The 14,745-nt window shown below is 41.1% G+C and carries 12 protein-coding genes; 10 read left to right on the top strand and 2 right to left on the bottom strand.

Annotated elements, in window-relative coordinates; translation table 11 throughout:
* Window positions 1-149 precede the first annotated feature (149 nt).
* The 3 genes from L2735_RS07425 (at window position 150) to L2735_RS07415 (ending at window position 4,081) form a co-directional block, all read left to right on the top strand.
* Window positions 150-1,439, top strand: coding sequence for an NCS2 family permease (locus tag L2735_RS07425; RefSeq protein ID WP_248984097.1), 1,290 nt, complete (start codon window positions 150-152; stop codon window positions 1,437-1,439).
* Between the two features lie 245 nt (window positions 1,440-1,684).
* A complete protein-coding gene (gene proB / locus L2735_RS07420; protein WP_248984096.1) occupies window positions 1,685-2,797 on the top strand; it encodes a glutamate 5-kinase in 1,113 nt (370 codons plus the stop codon).
* A gap of 15 nt (window positions 2,798-2,812) precedes the next feature.
* On the top strand, window positions 2,813-4,081 hold the full coding sequence (locus L2735_RS07415) for a glutamate-5-semialdehyde dehydrogenase (protein WP_248984095.1): 1,269 nt from the start codon (window positions 2,813-2,815) through the stop codon (window positions 4,079-4,081).
* A gap of 135 nt (window positions 4,082-4,216) precedes the next feature.
* On the opposite strand, the gene L2735_RS07410 is transcribed toward L2735_RS07415, so the two are convergent.
* On the bottom strand, window positions 4,217-4,543 hold the full coding sequence (locus L2735_RS07410) for a hypothetical protein (protein ID WP_248984094.1): 327 nt from the start codon (window positions 4,541-4,543) through the stop codon (window positions 4,217-4,219).
* A 179-nt stretch (window positions 4,544-4,722) separates the two neighbouring features.
* Window positions 4,723-5,661 (bottom strand): DMT family transporter, encoded by a 939-nt coding sequence (locus L2735_RS07405; protein ID WP_248984093.1) that lies wholly within the window; start codon window positions 5,659-5,661, stop codon window positions 4,723-4,725.
* 273 nt (window positions 5,662-5,934) lie between these two features.
* On the opposite strand from L2735_RS07405, the gene dnaK reads away from it, so the two are divergent.
* From dnaK to carA, 7 genes are all read left to right on the top strand, one after another.
* A complete protein-coding gene (gene dnaK / locus L2735_RS07400) occupies window positions 5,935-7,854 on the top strand; it encodes a molecular chaperone DnaK (RefSeq protein ID WP_248984092.1) in 1,920 nt (639 codons plus the stop codon).
* Between the two features lie 87 nt (window positions 7,855-7,941).
* Entirely contained in the window at window positions 7,942-9,075 is a 1,134-nt protein-coding gene (gene dnaJ / locus L2735_RS07395) for a molecular chaperone DnaJ (RefSeq protein WP_248984091.1), read from the top strand.
* A gap of 207 nt (window positions 9,076-9,282) precedes the next feature.
* On the top strand, window positions 9,283-10,536 hold the full coding sequence (locus tag L2735_RS07390) for a DEAD/DEAH box helicase (protein ID WP_248984090.1): 1,254 nt from the start codon (window positions 9,283-9,285) through the stop codon (window positions 10,534-10,536).
* 480 nt (window positions 10,537-11,016) lie between these two features.
* Window positions 11,017-11,820: a M48 family metallopeptidase gene (locus L2735_RS07380; RefSeq protein ID WP_248984089.1), complete on the top strand. Its 804-nt coding sequence runs from the start codon at window positions 11,017-11,019 to the stop codon at window positions 11,818-11,820.
* A 101-nt stretch (window positions 11,821-11,921) separates the two neighbouring features.
* Window positions 11,922-12,536 carry a BamJ family beta-barrel-assembly machinery protein gene (bamJ, locus tag L2735_RS07375; protein WP_248984088.1) on the top strand — a complete coding sequence of 205 codons (615 nt, stop codon included), beginning with the start codon at window positions 11,922-11,924 and terminating at the stop codon, window positions 12,534-12,536.
* A 52-nt stretch (window positions 12,537-12,588) separates the two neighbouring features.
* Window positions 12,589-13,401, top strand: coding sequence for a 4-hydroxy-tetrahydrodipicolinate reductase (gene dapB / locus L2735_RS07370; RefSeq protein WP_220751735.1), 813 nt, complete (start codon window positions 12,589-12,591; stop codon window positions 13,399-13,401).
* 181 nt (window positions 13,402-13,582) lie between these two features.
* Entirely contained in the window at window positions 13,583-14,740 is a 1,158-nt protein-coding gene (gene carA / locus L2735_RS07365) for a glutamine-hydrolyzing carbamoyl-phosphate synthase small subunit (protein WP_248984087.1), read from the top strand.
* Window positions 14,741-14,745 lie beyond the last annotated feature (5 nt).

The following is a 14,745-nucleotide window of genomic DNA, read 5'->3' as shown; positions in this document are numbered from 1 at the left end:
TATATTGTGAATATGGCTATGAGCTATATAAATACCTATAATCCTTGTCATTAAAATGTCACCTTTTATTCATTCATCACATATTGTGAATGAACTAAATAAGAGTTAACTCCACTCGTTCAATTCCCTTTTTCAAGGATTTAAGTTTCATGTTAGAGAAACTGTTCAAACTCAAAGAAAACCAGTCAAATTTAAAGCAAGAAGTTATCGCGGGCATCACGACCTTTTTAACCATGGCATATATTATTTTTGTTAACCCAATGATGCTCGCAGATGCTGGAATGGATCAAGGGGCTGTGTTTGTTGCTACCTGTTTAGCTGCTGCTGTGGGTTGTTTAGTGATGGGGTTAGTGGCTAATTATCCTATCGCTTTAGCACCAGGAATGGGGCTAAATGCTTTTTTTACGTATACCGTTGTTGGAGAGATGGGCTATAGCTGGGAAACGGCTTTAGGTGCAGTATTTATGTCTGGTGTTTGTTTTCTTATTTTGTCTTTAATCAAAATTAGGGAATGGATTGTTAATAGCATTCCGATGAGTTTACGCCTTGGTATTGCCGCTGGTATTGGACTGTTTTTGGCCTTTATTGGTTTAAAGGCTGCAGGTATTGTGGTCGCGAGCCCTGCAACACTGGTCACAATGGGGGATATTACTTCATTCCCAGCAGTGATGGCTGCACTAGGTTTTTTCTTAATTATTGCTATGGTGCAACGAGGCCTGAAAGCTTCAGTTATTTTAAGTATCTTTATTGTTACTGCATTAGGGTTGGCATTTGGTGATGTAACTTATAATGGCATTGTATCTATGCCACCCTCTGTTGCACCGACTTTCATGAAAATGGATTTATCGAGTGTGCTTGAAATTAGCATGATTTCAGTCATTTTTGCCTTTTTGTTTGTCGACCTATTCGATACCTCTGGTACATTAGTTGCTGTTGCTCAACGAGGTGGGTTCCTTGATGAAAAAGGCCGCTTACCAAGAGTTAAACGAGCACTGAGTGCTGATAGTTTAGCGACTATTGCGGGCGCGAGTTTAGGGACTTCAACAACAACGAGTTATATCGAAAGTACTGCAGGTGTGAGTGCTGGCGGAAGAACGGGCTTAACTGCCGTGGTTGTGGGTATTTTATTTATTCTTGCGTTATTTTTTGCTCCCCTTGCTGGCATGGTACCGGCCTATGCCACCAGTGGCGCGCTATTTTATGTAGCAATTTTAATGATGTCTGGTTTGGTTAATGTTGAGTGGGAAGATTTAACTGAAGCTGCACCAGTGGTGATTGTTTGTTTATTAATGCCGTTAACCTTTTCAATTGCAAATGCGATTGGCTTTGGTTTTATCTCTTATGCGGTGATTAAAGTGCTGACAGGCCGCTTCAAAGATTTGAACCTTGGCATTGTATTTATTGCTGCTTTATTTTTAGTGAAATTTGTATTTGGCTAAACATTTAAGCTGTTTGGGAATAGATTAGTGTAAGTCTTTTTAGAGACTTAGCTTCTGATATTTTTAAACCAGAAAATGTCATTTATTGATTTTTTTGTTAAGGGTTATGCAATGCATAGCCCTTTTTTGTGTAAGATCGTAAATTATGTCGTGAAATTACTTTAACATCCTAAAGCATTGCTATTATTCTTTAGCTTTTTTAGGTATAAAAATCTTCCCTCAGTGTTTAGTTTGGAAAGGTACCAATGTCTTACCAGCGTGTTGTAATAAAATTAGGCACCAGCGTGCTGACATCAGGCAGTAATAAGCTTGATAAAGCGCATATGGTGGAACTAGCTAGGCAAATGTCATTGTTAGTGCGTTCTGGCATTGAAGTTGTGCTATGTACTTCTGGTGCAATTGCTGCAGGTAGAGAGCATCTTCAGTACCCTGAACTTTCAGATAGTATGCCTAATAAACAACTGCTTGCTGCTGTCGGGCAGAGTCAACTAATTCTTGCTTGGACTGAGTTCTTTAGTATTTATGGCTTACATGTCGGCCAGCTCTTACTGACTCGAGCAGACTTACACGACAGAGAGCGCTATTTAAATGCGAGAGATACCATTAATGCGCTACTGGAAAATAATATAATTCCTATCATTAATGAAAATGATGCAGTCGCGACCAATGAGATTAAAGTCGGTGATAATGACAATTTATCTGCTCGCGCGGCATTATTATGTGATGCTGATTTACTTGTTTTACTAACAGACCAAAAAGGCTTATTTGATGCCGATCCCCGCAGTAACCCTAATGCTAAGCTCATTGTTTCTGTAGACTGTATTGATGACAAGTTACGCTTGCTTGCTGGCGGAGCGGTTTCTGGTTTAGGTACTGGCGGAATGGCGACAAAACTAGAGGCTGCGGATATTGCTAGGCGCTCTGGCGTGGAAGTGATTATTGCTTCTGGTCATCACCCTGAAGTGATTACTAAATTGGCAAATAAAGAATCTGTTGGTACTCATTTTAGTGTAATAGAATCACCGCTTGAGAGCCGCAAACAATGGATTCTTGCAGGTCCTGCTACTGAAGGTAAATTAATTTTAGATAATGGTGCTCGTAAAGCTGTGATATCTGGAGGAAGTAGCTTATTACCCAAAGGTATCTTAAGTATCGAAGGCAACTTTGAGCGAGGGGCTACAGTTCAAATAACGGATACTTCAGGACGGATCTTTGCTAAAGGTATGAGCCGCTATTGCTCAAGAGCGTTGACACTTATTGCAGGAAAACACTCAAATCAAGTTGAAGAACTACTGGGCTATAACAATGGTGTTGCCGTGGTACATCGTAATGACATGGTCGTTTTAGAGAGTGAATAATTTAAGGATAAAAACATGCCTCATAAAGAATATTTACACACATTAGGCAAGCAGGCAAAAGCTGCAAGCTTTGCGTTGGCCAATCTATCTAGCCAGAAAAAATCTGAGTTGTTGCATTGTATTAGTGAACAACTAACACTTAATAGTGAAGCTATTCTTGCTGCGAATGCAAAAGATGTTGCCGCGGCTAAAGAAAATGGTTTAACAGGTGCCATGATTGATCGCCTGTTATTAGATAACGAAAGGTTAAGCGGCATCATCGCAGATATTGATAACGTGATTAACCTTGCCGATCCTGTTGGTAGCGAATCAAGCAGTCAGTTATTGGATAACGGATTACGTTTAACCCAGCGCCGAGTACCGTTAGGGGTTGTTGGGGTGATTTATGAAGCTCGCCCAAACGTGACTGTTGATATTGCAGTGCTTGCATTAAAAACGGGTAATGCGGTAATTCTACGTGGCGGCAAAGAAACACTGACTTCTAACCAAGTATTAAGTGATGTTATTCGTAAAGCATTAACCCTTCAAGGTTTGCCTGAAAATGCCGTTCAGTTAATCAATTCAACAGATAGAGAGCTGGTAACTGGATTACTTACCTTAGATCAGTATGTTGATATGATTATTCCACGAGGCGGGCAAACGCTGCAGCGTTTATGTGCAGAAAAAGCCAGTATACCTGTCATTTTGGGTGGTATTGGTATTTGTCATTTATACCTTGATAAAATGGCTGATCTTAGCCGCAGCGCCGAAGTGATTATTAATGCTAAAGTGCAGCGCCCAACAGTATGTAATGCCTTAGATACTTTATTGGTTCACGAAACTGTAGCGGCTGAGTTCTTACCAAAACTATTTGCGCAAATGTCGGCACTTGGTGTTAGCTTCTATACCTGTGAAAAAACCAAAGCTTTGGTGGATACTGAAGCTTTTGAAATCCATTCAGCCACAGATGAAAGTTACTCAACGGAATGGTTATCGCTGACATTAGGTGTGAAGGTGGTAGAAGAGATTGATGAAGCAATCGCGCATATCCGTAAACATTCAAGTGGTCACTCTGAAGCGATTTTATCTGATGATATAAATGCGACTTGTCACTTTATGAATCAAGTCGACTCAGCTGCTGTATATGTTAATGCAAGTACTCGATTTACTGATGGTTCGCAGTTCGGTTTAGGTGCCGAAGTAGCAGTTAGTACTCAGAAGTTACATGCTCGTGGGCCGATGGCTCTTGATGCGTTAACCACATATAAATGGTTAGCAACAGGTGATTACACTGCACGCGGTTAACTTAGTTTTGTACACTGACAGTTAGCAATAATAAAAGCACTTCGGTGCTTTTTTGCTTTTTAGCATTGTAGTTTTAAGAGGGGTTATACTTTATATTTGAATAGTACAGGGTGTAAATTACTGACTTAACACTTACTAACTTAAGATTAAGTGATTTGGCATGGGAGGAATAGATAAACGTAAATATGTGGCATAACACCAAACCCCAAAACTACTTAGCGTCATAATAATGGCTGCAATCCTCGTAGCTTGTACATACTCTTTCATATGCGGAAAATACTTTGTTTGAATACGATTGGTAAAATAGACGGCAGGAAAAACGAAAACACAGATATACATAGCAGGGTACTGAGTGGAGATATCGCCACTTAAATACTCAAAAATCATGATGCATACCGTAATTAATAAACTGGTAATACGGATCCTTGTTTCCACAGCATCACTAAAATTCCATCGAGGCATTCCCATTGCCATTTTCTCCATCACTTTTATTTGCTTGCAACATATTAATAACAACTAATGAGCTAGCTGACAACTAACTTGCTAACGTTAAGTGCTGGCGGTCAACCCTTATAATGTTGATGGGTAATTTTTTAACTCAAATTTTCGTAATAATTATTTTACTCATAGGGTTTCGAAAGTTATTCATTGGTATATTGAGTTTTCGTTTTCCGCATCAACTTAGGTAAAAGTTTAGGTAACGTTTTCGGGAGGACTTTCTGAAGCATTAATCCCGTTAAAATAAAGCATAAACCAATATATGTACTAAGGGATATTTGCTCTTTTAAAATGACTGATATTAACCCAACTGACAGCACGGGGGTTAAAAATACCAGTGTAGTGATATTAGAGGTTTTGTTGGTGGTTTTAAGTGCCATTAACCATAGTACAAACGTCAATCCCATTTCAAAAAGCCCAACATACATTCCTGCTGCAAGTGCAGACCAGCTTATAAATTCAATAGGTTGATGGAGTATCATGGCAACCGTTACAAAGGGTAAGCCTATTAAAAAACTCAGCAGCAAACTGACAATGGCATCGCCATCATCTTTAGTATTAATGACCCAATAAAAGCACCAGATCACGGTACTACTTAACACAAAAGCGATGCCTGTTGGGCTGTCAAAGTTGAAGTTGGTTAGGTTACCGCCGCTCGCAATCACATATACACCGCTATAAGCAATGATGGCAGCCAGTACGTCAGTCTTTGTTAGTTTATGCCCCAGTAAAGGCACTGCCAGAATAGGCAGCAAGATTGCCCAAGTGTAATTGAGTGATAACGCTTGCTGGGCTGGCAATAAGTCATACGCTTCGAATAGCACGTAATAGTATAAAAACGGATTAAGTAACCCTGTGAGCAAATAAAAAAAGGGTCGATGAATAAACTGTTTTGCGATTAACCCAAATTTTCTTTGAGCAACGACAATCATGCCTAACGCAAAAATAGACGTGATAACGGCAACAAAAACGAGTTGCAGCGGGGTGAAGTAGCCTAATGCAATTTTAAATGCAGTCGCAACAGTCGACCACAGTAATACTGCCAACAGCCCATATATGTAAGCTAGAGAAGCGTTTGACAATGTCTTTCCTATTTGAAAATAAAATACAGGCTTAATAATTGTCAGGATTGTATGCAATATGCAAAGTGGGCGCACTATTTATTTTCTATTTGCTTAAGATATTTTTAATAAAATTTACGATCTAGCCCTTGTAATTAAGATCGCTGTCCCAATATATGCATTAAGGCTGATATGAGAGGCAAAAAATTAGGACTTGAAATTACAAATCCTGACCCCATATCAACAACCATAAGCAAATTTAGAAACACTAAAATTTTATATTCGGAGATCCTCATGGGCAAAATTATTGGTATTGACTTAGGCACAACAAACTCTTGTGTTGCTGTCCTTGATGGCGGCAAAGCTCGCGTAATTGAGAACGCTGAAGGCGAACGTACTACTGCATCTATCATCGCATACACAGAAGATGAAACATTGGTAGGTTCACCAGCTAAACGTCAAGCGGTTACTAATCCGACTAACACTTTCTTCGCAATTAAGCGTCTAATCGGTCGTCGTTTTAAAGATGACGAAGTTCAACGTGACGTTGACATCATGCCTTTCAAAATCATTGGTACTGACAATGGTGATGCATGGGTTGAAGCGCACGGTAAGAAAATGGCTCCACCACAAGTTTCTGCTGAAATCTTGAAAAAGATGAAAAAGACTGCAGAAGACTTTTTAGGTGAAGAAGTAACAGAAGCCGTTATTACTGTTCCTGCTTACTTTAACGATTCACAACGCCAAGCTACTAAAGATGCTGGCCGTATTGCTGGTCTTGATGTTAAACGTATCATCAATGAACCAACTGCTGCTGCATTAGCTTACGGTATCGATAAGAAGCAAGGCGACAATGTTGTTGCTGTTTACGATTTAGGTGGTGGTACTTTCGATATTTCAATCATTGAAATCGATAGCAATGACGGTGACCAAACTTTTGAAGTACTTGCGACTAACGGTGACACTCACTTAGGTGGTGAAGATTTTGATAACCGTTTAATCAACTACTTAGCTGATGAATTCAAGAAAGAGCAAGGTCTAGATTTACGTAATGACCCGCTAGCAATGCAACGTGTTAAAGAAGCTGCAGAAAAAGCGAAAATTGAACTTTCTAGCACTACTCAAACTGAAGTTAACCTGCCTTACATCACTGCTGATGCAACAGGTCCTAAGCATTTAGTGGTTAAAATCACTCGTGCTAAGTTAGAGTCTTTAGTAGATGACTTAATTCAACGTTCTTTAGAGCCACTTAAAGTTGCTCTAGCTGATGCTGACTTATCAGTTTCTGATATCAACGAAGTGATTCTTGTTGGTGGTCAAACTCGTATGCCTAAAGTACAGGCTGCAGTAACTGATTTCTTCGGTAAAGAGCCGCGTAAAGACGTTAACCCTGATGAAGCTGTAGCGGTAGGCGCGGCAATTCAAGCTGGCGTACTTTCTGGTGATGTGAAAGATGTATTGTTACTTGACGTAACACCGCTTTCTTTCGGTATCGAAACTATGGGTAGTGTAATGACTCGTCTAATCGAGAAAAACACCACTATCCCTACTAAAGCACAGCAAGTTTTCTCAACTGCTGACGACAACCAAAGTGCAGTGACCATTCACGTACTTCAAGGTGAGCGTAAGCAAGCGAGCTACAACAAGTCTTTAGGTCAGTTCAACCTTGAAGGTATTGAGCCTGCTCCACGTGGCCAACCTCAAATTGAAGTTGCATTTGATATCGATGCCGATGGTATCTTAAACGTATCAGCAACTGATAAGAAAACAGGTAAAGCACAAAACATCACCATTAAAGCTAACTCTGGTCTAAGCGACGAAGAAGTAGAGCAAATGGTACGTGATGCTGAAGCGCATGCTGATGAAGATGCTAAATTCGAAGAGGTTGTTCAAGCACGTAACCAAGCTGATGGCATGGTTCACGCGACTAAGAAGCAAATCGAAGAAGCTGGCGATGCATTACCAAGCGACGAAAAAGAGAAAATTGAAGCTGCAATGGCTGAAGTTGATACCGCAACTCAAGGTAACGACAAAGAAGCTATTGATAAAGCAACTCAAGCATTAATGGAAGCGTCAGCTAAGTTAATGGAAATTGCTCAAGCGAAAGCACAAGCGCAACAAGGTGAAGCTCCAGCACAAGATGCTCAAGAAGCTAAGCCTGAAGATGACGTTGTTGATGCTGAGTTTGAAGAAGTAAAAGACGACAAAAAGTAAGCTAAATAGTTAGTTAACTTTCAGGCGGGCGTTGAGAGAAATCTTTAACGCCCGTTCGTACAATACCTGCTTGAGAAAACTGAGATTATGTCAAAGCGAGATTATTACGAAGTTCTTGGTGTCGGTCGTGACGCTAGTGAACGAGAAGTCAAAAAAGCCTATAAACGTTTGGCGATGAAGTTTCACCCGGATCGCAACCCGGGCGATGAAGAAGCTGAAGCAAGCTTTAAAGAAGTTAAAGAAGCTTACGAAATTCTAACAGATGCCAATAAAAAAGCGGCTTATGACCAATTTGGTCATGCTGGTGTTGATCCTAATCGCGGCGGCGGTGGTCATGGTGGCGCTGGTGATTTCGGTGATATCTTCGGTGACGTGTTTGGTGATATTTTTGGTGGTGGTCGCCGTGGCGGCGGTCAACGTCAAGCGGCTCGTGGTAGTGACTTACGTTACAACCTTGAGTTATCGCTCGAAGAAGCTGTTCGTGGCTTATCAAAAGAGTTACGTATACCAACACTAGCATCATGTGATACCTGTGATGGAAGTGGCGCTAAGAAGGGCACTTCGGCTACAACATGTGGTACCTGTCATGGCCAAGGCCAAGTGCAAATGCGTCAAGGCTTCTTTGCGGTTCAGCAAGCGTGTCCAACGTGTCATGGTCGCGGTAAGATCATTAAAGATCCATGTAACAAATGTCATGGTGAAGGTCGCGTTGAGAAGAGCAAAACCTTATCAGTTAAAATTCCTGCTGGTGTTGATACGGGTGACCGTATTCGCTTATCTGGCGAAGGTGAAGCTGGCGAGTTTGGTGCACCTCCAGGTGACTTATATGTTCAAGTTAGCGTTCGTGAGCACGCTATCTTTACTCGTGATGGCAACAACTTGTACTGTGAAGTGCCTATTTCATTCAGTAAAGCTGCCCTTGGTGGCGAGATTGAAGTACCAACACTTGACGGTAAAGTAAATCTTAAAATCCCTGCAGAGACTCAAACTGGCCGTATGTTCCGTATGCGCGGAAAAGGCGTTAAGTCAGTGCGCAGTCATGCAGTAGGTGATTTGCTTTGTAAGGTTGTGATGGAAACTCCTGTTAACCTTAATGACAAGCAAAAAGAATTGTTGCGTGAGTTTGAAGCGACATTAACCGGTGAGTCAAAGAAACACAGCCCAAAAGCTGAAGGCTTCTTCGACGGCGTTAAAAAATTCTTTCACGATTTAAATAGCTAATTATTACAATAGTCATAAATCGTCACTGATAATTGAAAGGCTGATTACTTTGGTAAGCAGCCTTTTTTATTGCCAGTATTTCAAGTTCAGTAGCATTTCAAGTTCAGTAACATTTTACGTTTAAGTATTAACTGCTTTCGTATTTTAGTTTGAATACTTAACGTATTGATATTTAGAATTAATTTTTATCTTATTTAGGCCCAGCCCATGTCGTTTGCAACTTTCTTACTCAACCCTAAATTAATCGATGCTTTGCCCGCCTCTATTGATAGTGCCACCGATATTCAGGCACGTGCTATTCCCGCTATTTTGAGTGGAAAGGATGTGATAGCGCTGGCGCAAACCGGTAGTGGAAAAACCTATGCTTTTGGTTTGCCTATTTTGCACAGTATTGGTCAAAATAAATCACAGAAAAAAATAGCGTCGTCATCTGAATCTATCTCAGGTTTAATTATCGTGCCGACAAGGGAGTTAGCCAAACAAGTGGCTGATGACTTAGCAAAAGTCTCTGCAGGTCTAGATGTCCGTGTTGATGCTTTGTGTGGTGGTGAAGATATAGAGTTGCAAGTTAAACGATTATCATCACCTGCTAGTGTAATCGTTGCAACTCCAGGGAGGTTACTTGCGTTAGTGAAACAAGGCTCAGTGTCGCTTAATGAGATAAAGCATTTAGTGCTTGATGAAGCGGATCGCTTATTAGACATGGGATTCATTGCAGATATTAATGCGCTTATCGCTCTGATGCCTGAAAGGCAGACAATGCTGTTTTCTGCAACCATGCCTGGGCCTTTAGATAAACTAACACAACAGATATTATCTGCAGAAAGCGTGCGGATTGAGACAAATGTGGTTAATTCTGCTGTAGAAGATATTGCGCAAACTATTTATCACGTTAATAAAGGCAGCAAGGCTAAGGCCTTAATTGAGTTGATTAAGCACAATGCTTGGTCTCAAGTTGTAGTGTTTGTTAATGGCAAAGCCAATGCAGATGGCTTGTGTAAAAAACTCATTAAAGCAAAAATAAATGCCGCAGCGCTCCATGGTGATAAAGAACAAGCAATGCGCGCTCAGACACTTCAAAATTTTAAAACAAAACAGCTTAATGTACTAGTGGCTACAGATGTTCTAGCGCGCGGTATCCATATTGATGCTTTACCCGTTGTGATCAATTTCGATTTGCCTGAACAAGCAGCAGTGTATGTTCACCGTATAGGCCGCACGGCAAGAGCGGGACTCAGTGGCATTGCCATATCGCTTATTAGTCATGCCGAAATGCAAAACTTAGCCGCTATTCGAGCGCTTACTGGTCTAGCACTACCTTTACACGAACTTGAGAATTTTCCTGTGACCGATAAACCTGTTGATCCCAATAGCAAAAGGCCGCCTAAGGACAAACAAGCGAATAGACGCACGGCTAAAAAGCGCAGTATTCGTGATTTTTCTAAAACCAGAAAAAGCTAACTCAACTTAAGCTAGCTGAACTAATACTAACTCAGCTAAAACTAGCTGAACTAAAACTATTCTGAGCTAAAACTATTCTGAGCTGTATCAGCTGATTCAGAATTCATCATCTGATCTTAATTAGGCTCGGTCTTTTAGTGTTACCGAATGCAGCAATAGTTTAAAATAGTCGCAAATAGATAGGGATATAAGGGCCTGTTGATCTTTAAAGGTTGTTTTTGCAGCGAATTGTTGGCCATTTATACAAGGTAGAGACTTTGTGGTGTAGTTATTCTACATAAAAAGTCGATAACGCAGTAAAAATGGACCAACAAACGCTGCCCAAAGGGTTCGACTAAAAGCGTTTTACTCTTTGTTGGATGAAGCTTGCTTAGATGACTAGGCATCAATCCATCCGCCTCAATTAAAACGCTTTTATTTCGAACAAAACTTAACCAGCAAAGATCAGCAGGCCCTAGTAACAAGTCATGATTTTAAGGGATGAAAATGAACAAACTGGCGTTGATATTAGCTGTCTCTGTATTGCTGGCGGGTTGTGCTACGACTAAGTCGCCAACAGGGCGAAGTCAGGTGCTGTTATTTGATAAAAATCAAATGACAGAAATGGGCGCACAGTCTTTTACTGCTATGAAAAAAGAGCAAAAGATTAGTAGTAATAAACAAAAGACTGCCTATGTAAATTGTGTGGCTAATCGAATTACTGCGGTACTGCCAGACAAGTCTTTGCAATGGGAAGTTGTGCTGTTTGATTCAGAGCAAATTAATGCCTTTGCTTTGCCTGGAGGACATATTGGGGTGTATACCGGATTACTGACCGTGGCAAACGATCCTGATCAACTTGCAACCGTAATAGGGCATGAAGTAGCGCATGTATTAGCAAGACACGGCAATGAACAGGTTTCTCGTGCACAACTCACTAATACAGGTATGCAACTCGCTGATGTGGCGTTAGGCGCTGGTGGCGTATCAAATAAAGATATGTATATGGCTGGTTTAGGTTTGGGGGCTCAAGTGGGTATTTTGCTTCCTTTTGGACGAGATCAAGAAAGCGAAGCTGACGAGCTGGGTTTAGAGCTGATGGCGAAAGCGGGTTTTAATCCTGCAAAAAGCGTCACTTTGTGGCAAAACATGGCGAAAGCAGGGGGAGAACAAGGGCCTGAATTGTTTTCTACTCACCCGTCACACTCTACTCGAATTTCTGATTTAAAGGGGTTACAAACTAAGGTCACGCCTTTATATCAAGCGGCAAAAAAACAAGCCTTAAACCAATGCCACCAAGGCTAATGAAAAATAGTCATAATCACCGCAGATTAACGCCCATCACACTATAAAGTGTGCTAAACTGCCCCGCAAATTTTAACTGATGAATTGAGAGTATAAAAGTTATGTCAGAGTTCAACACAATGGAACAGCAAGCAAGTTACGGTGTAGGTCGTCAAATGGGTGAGCAACTAGCTGCTAACTCTTTCGAAGGTATCGATATCCCTGCTGTACAAGCTGGTCTTGCTGATGCATTTGCTGGTAAAGAAAGCGCTGTTGCAATGGAAGACTTACAAGTGGCTTTCACTGAAATCAGCCGTCGTCTTCAAGCTGCTCAAGAAGAAGCTGCTGCAGCTGCTTCTGCAGAAGGCGAAAACTTCTTAGCTGAAAATGCTAAACGTGAAGGCATCACAGTAACTGAATCTGGTCTTCAGTATGAAGTTATTACTCAAGGTGAAGGTGAAAAACCAACTCTTGATTCAACTATTCGTGCTCACTACCACGGTACTTTCATCAACGGTGAAGTATTCGATAGCTCTGTAGCTCGTGGCGAGCCTGCAGAATTCCCAGTTTCTGGCGTTATCGCTGGTTGGACTGAAGCATTACAACTAATGCCAGTTGGTACTAAGCTTAAATTATTCGTTCCACAACACTTAGCTTACGGCGAACGTGGTGCTGGTGCTTCAATTCCGCCATTCTCGGCGTTGGTATTTGAAGTAGAATTATTAGAAATCGTTTAATGATTAACGCCTAAGTAAGACTTAGGCGTTTTTGTATCACTGGGAGAAAGACATGACTGCAAAAGTAAGAATCGCTGTTGTTGGTGCCAGTGGCCGAATGGGTCGCACATTGATTGAAGCTGCTAAGCAACATGAAATGATTTATTTAGGTGCTGCTGTTGAGCGTACCGGTTCTACCCTGATTGGTGTAGATGCTGGTGAGCTAGCCGGTGTAGGTACCATGAATGTCGCGATTACAGATTCATTAGACATTGCATCAGAACACTTTGATGTATTAATTGATTTTACCTCTCCAGAGTCGTCACTTGTTCACCTTGATTGGTGTTCAAAAAATAATAAGGCGATTGTGATTGGTACAACAGGGTTTAATCATGCTCAAAAAGAGATGATTAATGCGTTTGCTGAACTGACTCCTGTTGTGTTTGCACCTAATATGTCTGTTGGCGTTAATTTAACCCTAAAACTATTAGAGCTGACGGCTAAAGTCATGGGCGATTACACAGATATCGAGATTACAGAAGGGCATCATCGTTATAAGAAAGATGCACCATCTGGGACTGCATTAAAAATGGGTGAAGTGATTGCTGATACCCTTGGCCGCGATCTTGAAGAGTGTGCTGTTTATGGTCGTGAAGGTATGACTGGTGAGCGTGATAGAAATACCATTGGTTTTTCTACTATACGTGCTGGTGATATTGTTGGCGATCATACAGTGATGTTTGCCGATATCGGCGAGCGAGTCGAAATAACCCATAAAGCCACCAGTCGAATGACATTTGCAAATGGTGCAATGCGTGCAGCCTATTGGTTATCCGATCAGGATTCAGGCTTATACGACATGCAGCAAGTGTTAGGTCTCAATTAATATTTAAAAAAACCACCTTCGGTGGTTTTTTTTTGGAAATAAATTTTCCCAAAATAAAATAACTAAGCATAGACGCTTTAAGTTAATTCATATAAAATCGCTGGAATTTGCCAAAATTTCGTAAATTGGTAGGTTTGTAAAAATAAAATAGCCATAATTTCAGTGGCTTGGCTCTTTTTTTTTGGAGGTCGCGTTGACACAGTCTGCCTTACTCGTACTCGAAGACGGAACCGTATTCTCTGGCACAGCAATTGGTGCCGATGGACTCACTGTTGGTGAAGTAGTTTTTAACACTTCAATGACAGGCTATCAAGAGATTTTAACGGATCCGTCATATTCTCGCCAGATCGTAACTTTAACTTACCCTCATATTGGTAATACCGGCACAAACGATGAAGATACAGAATCTGATTCAGTTCATGCTTGCGGTCTTATCATTAGGGATCTACCTCTATTAGCCAGCAACTTTCGTAACCAACAATCATTAAGCGATTATTTAAAATCGAATAATGTTGTGGGTATTGCGGATATTGATACACGTAAATTAACGCGTATTTTACGTGAAAAAGGTTCGCAAGCCGGCTGTATTATGGTTGGCGATATCGACGAAGCTAAAGCATTAGCTGCAGCCAAGGCATTCCCTGGTTTAAAAGGCATGGATTTAGCCAAAGAAGTCACGACTGAGTCTACTTATCAATGGCGTAAAGCTAGCTGGCGTTTAGTTGGCGGTTTACCTGATGAGACTCCAGAGTCAGAACTTAAATATAAAGTTGTCGCTTTTGATTACGGCATCAAACGTAACATCTTACGTATGTTAGTTGACCGTGGTTGTGATGTGACAGTAGTACCTGCGCAAACTTCTGCTGCAGAAGTATTAGCAATGAATCCAGATGGGGTTTTCCTATCAAATGGTCCTGGCGATCCAGAGCCGTGTGACTACGCTATTACGGCTATTCAAGAGATTCTAAAGACTGATATTCCAGTGTTTGGTATTTGTCTTGGTCACCAGTTGCTAGCATTAGCATCAGGGGCTAAAACCTTGAAAATGAAGTTTGGTCACCATGGTGCTAACCACCCTGTGAGCAATATTGAAAAAGGTAATGTGATGATTACCAGCCAAAACCATGGTTTTGCTGCTGATGAAACCACACTGCCTGCGAACATCAAAGTGACTCATAAGTCATTATTTGATGGTTCACTTCAAGGTATTCACCTTACTGATAAGCCAGCGTTTAGTTTCCAAGGCCACCCAGAAGCGAGCCCTGGACCGACAGATGCGTCACCACTGTTTGATCACTTTATTGATTTGATTGAGCAATTTCGCCAAAACGCTAAATAGTTAGG

The sequence above is a fragment of the Shewanella olleyana genome, from assembly GCF_023283825.1.
GTDB classification, from domain to species: Bacteria; Pseudomonadota; Gammaproteobacteria; order Enterobacterales; family Shewanellaceae; genus Shewanella; species Shewanella olleyana.
Note: the sequence above shows the minus strand (reverse complement) of the source record. Positions and strands in the feature narration are given on the sequence as shown.

Excerpts from the sequence above, each read along its gene's own strand:
- L2735_RS07425 (WP_248984097.1), top strand. The coding sequence starts at position 150 with ATGTTAGAGAAACTGTTCAAACTCAAAGAAAACCAGTCAAATTTAAAG.
- proB (WP_248984096.1), top strand. The coding sequence starts at position 1,685 with ATGTCTTACCAGCGTGTTGTAATAAAATTAGGCACCAGCGTGCTGACA.
- L2735_RS07415 (WP_248984095.1), top strand. The coding sequence starts at position 2,813 with ATGCCTCATAAAGAATATTTACACACATTAGGCAAGCAGGCAAAAGCT.
- L2735_RS07410 (WP_248984094.1), bottom strand. The coding sequence starts at position 4,543 with ATGCCTCGATGGAATTTTAGTGATGCTGTGGAAACAAGGATCCGTATT.
- dnaK (WP_248984092.1), top strand. The coding sequence starts at position 5,935 with ATGGGCAAAATTATTGGTATTGACTTAGGCACAACAAACTCTTGTGTT.
- dnaJ (WP_248984091.1), top strand. The coding sequence starts at position 7,942 with ATGTCAAAGCGAGATTATTACGAAGTTCTTGGTGTCGGTCGTGACGCT.
- L2735_RS07390 (WP_248984090.1), top strand. The coding sequence starts at position 9,283 with ATGTCGTTTGCAACTTTCTTACTCAACCCTAAATTAATCGATGCTTTG.
- L2735_RS07380 (WP_248984089.1), top strand. The coding sequence starts at position 11,017 with ATGAAAATGAACAAACTGGCGTTGATATTAGCTGTCTCTGTATTGCTG.
- bamJ (WP_248984088.1), top strand. The coding sequence starts at position 11,922 with ATGTCAGAGTTCAACACAATGGAACAGCAAGCAAGTTACGGTGTAGGT.
- dapB (WP_220751735.1), top strand. The coding sequence starts at position 12,589 with ATGACTGCAAAAGTAAGAATCGCTGTTGTTGGTGCCAGTGGCCGAATG.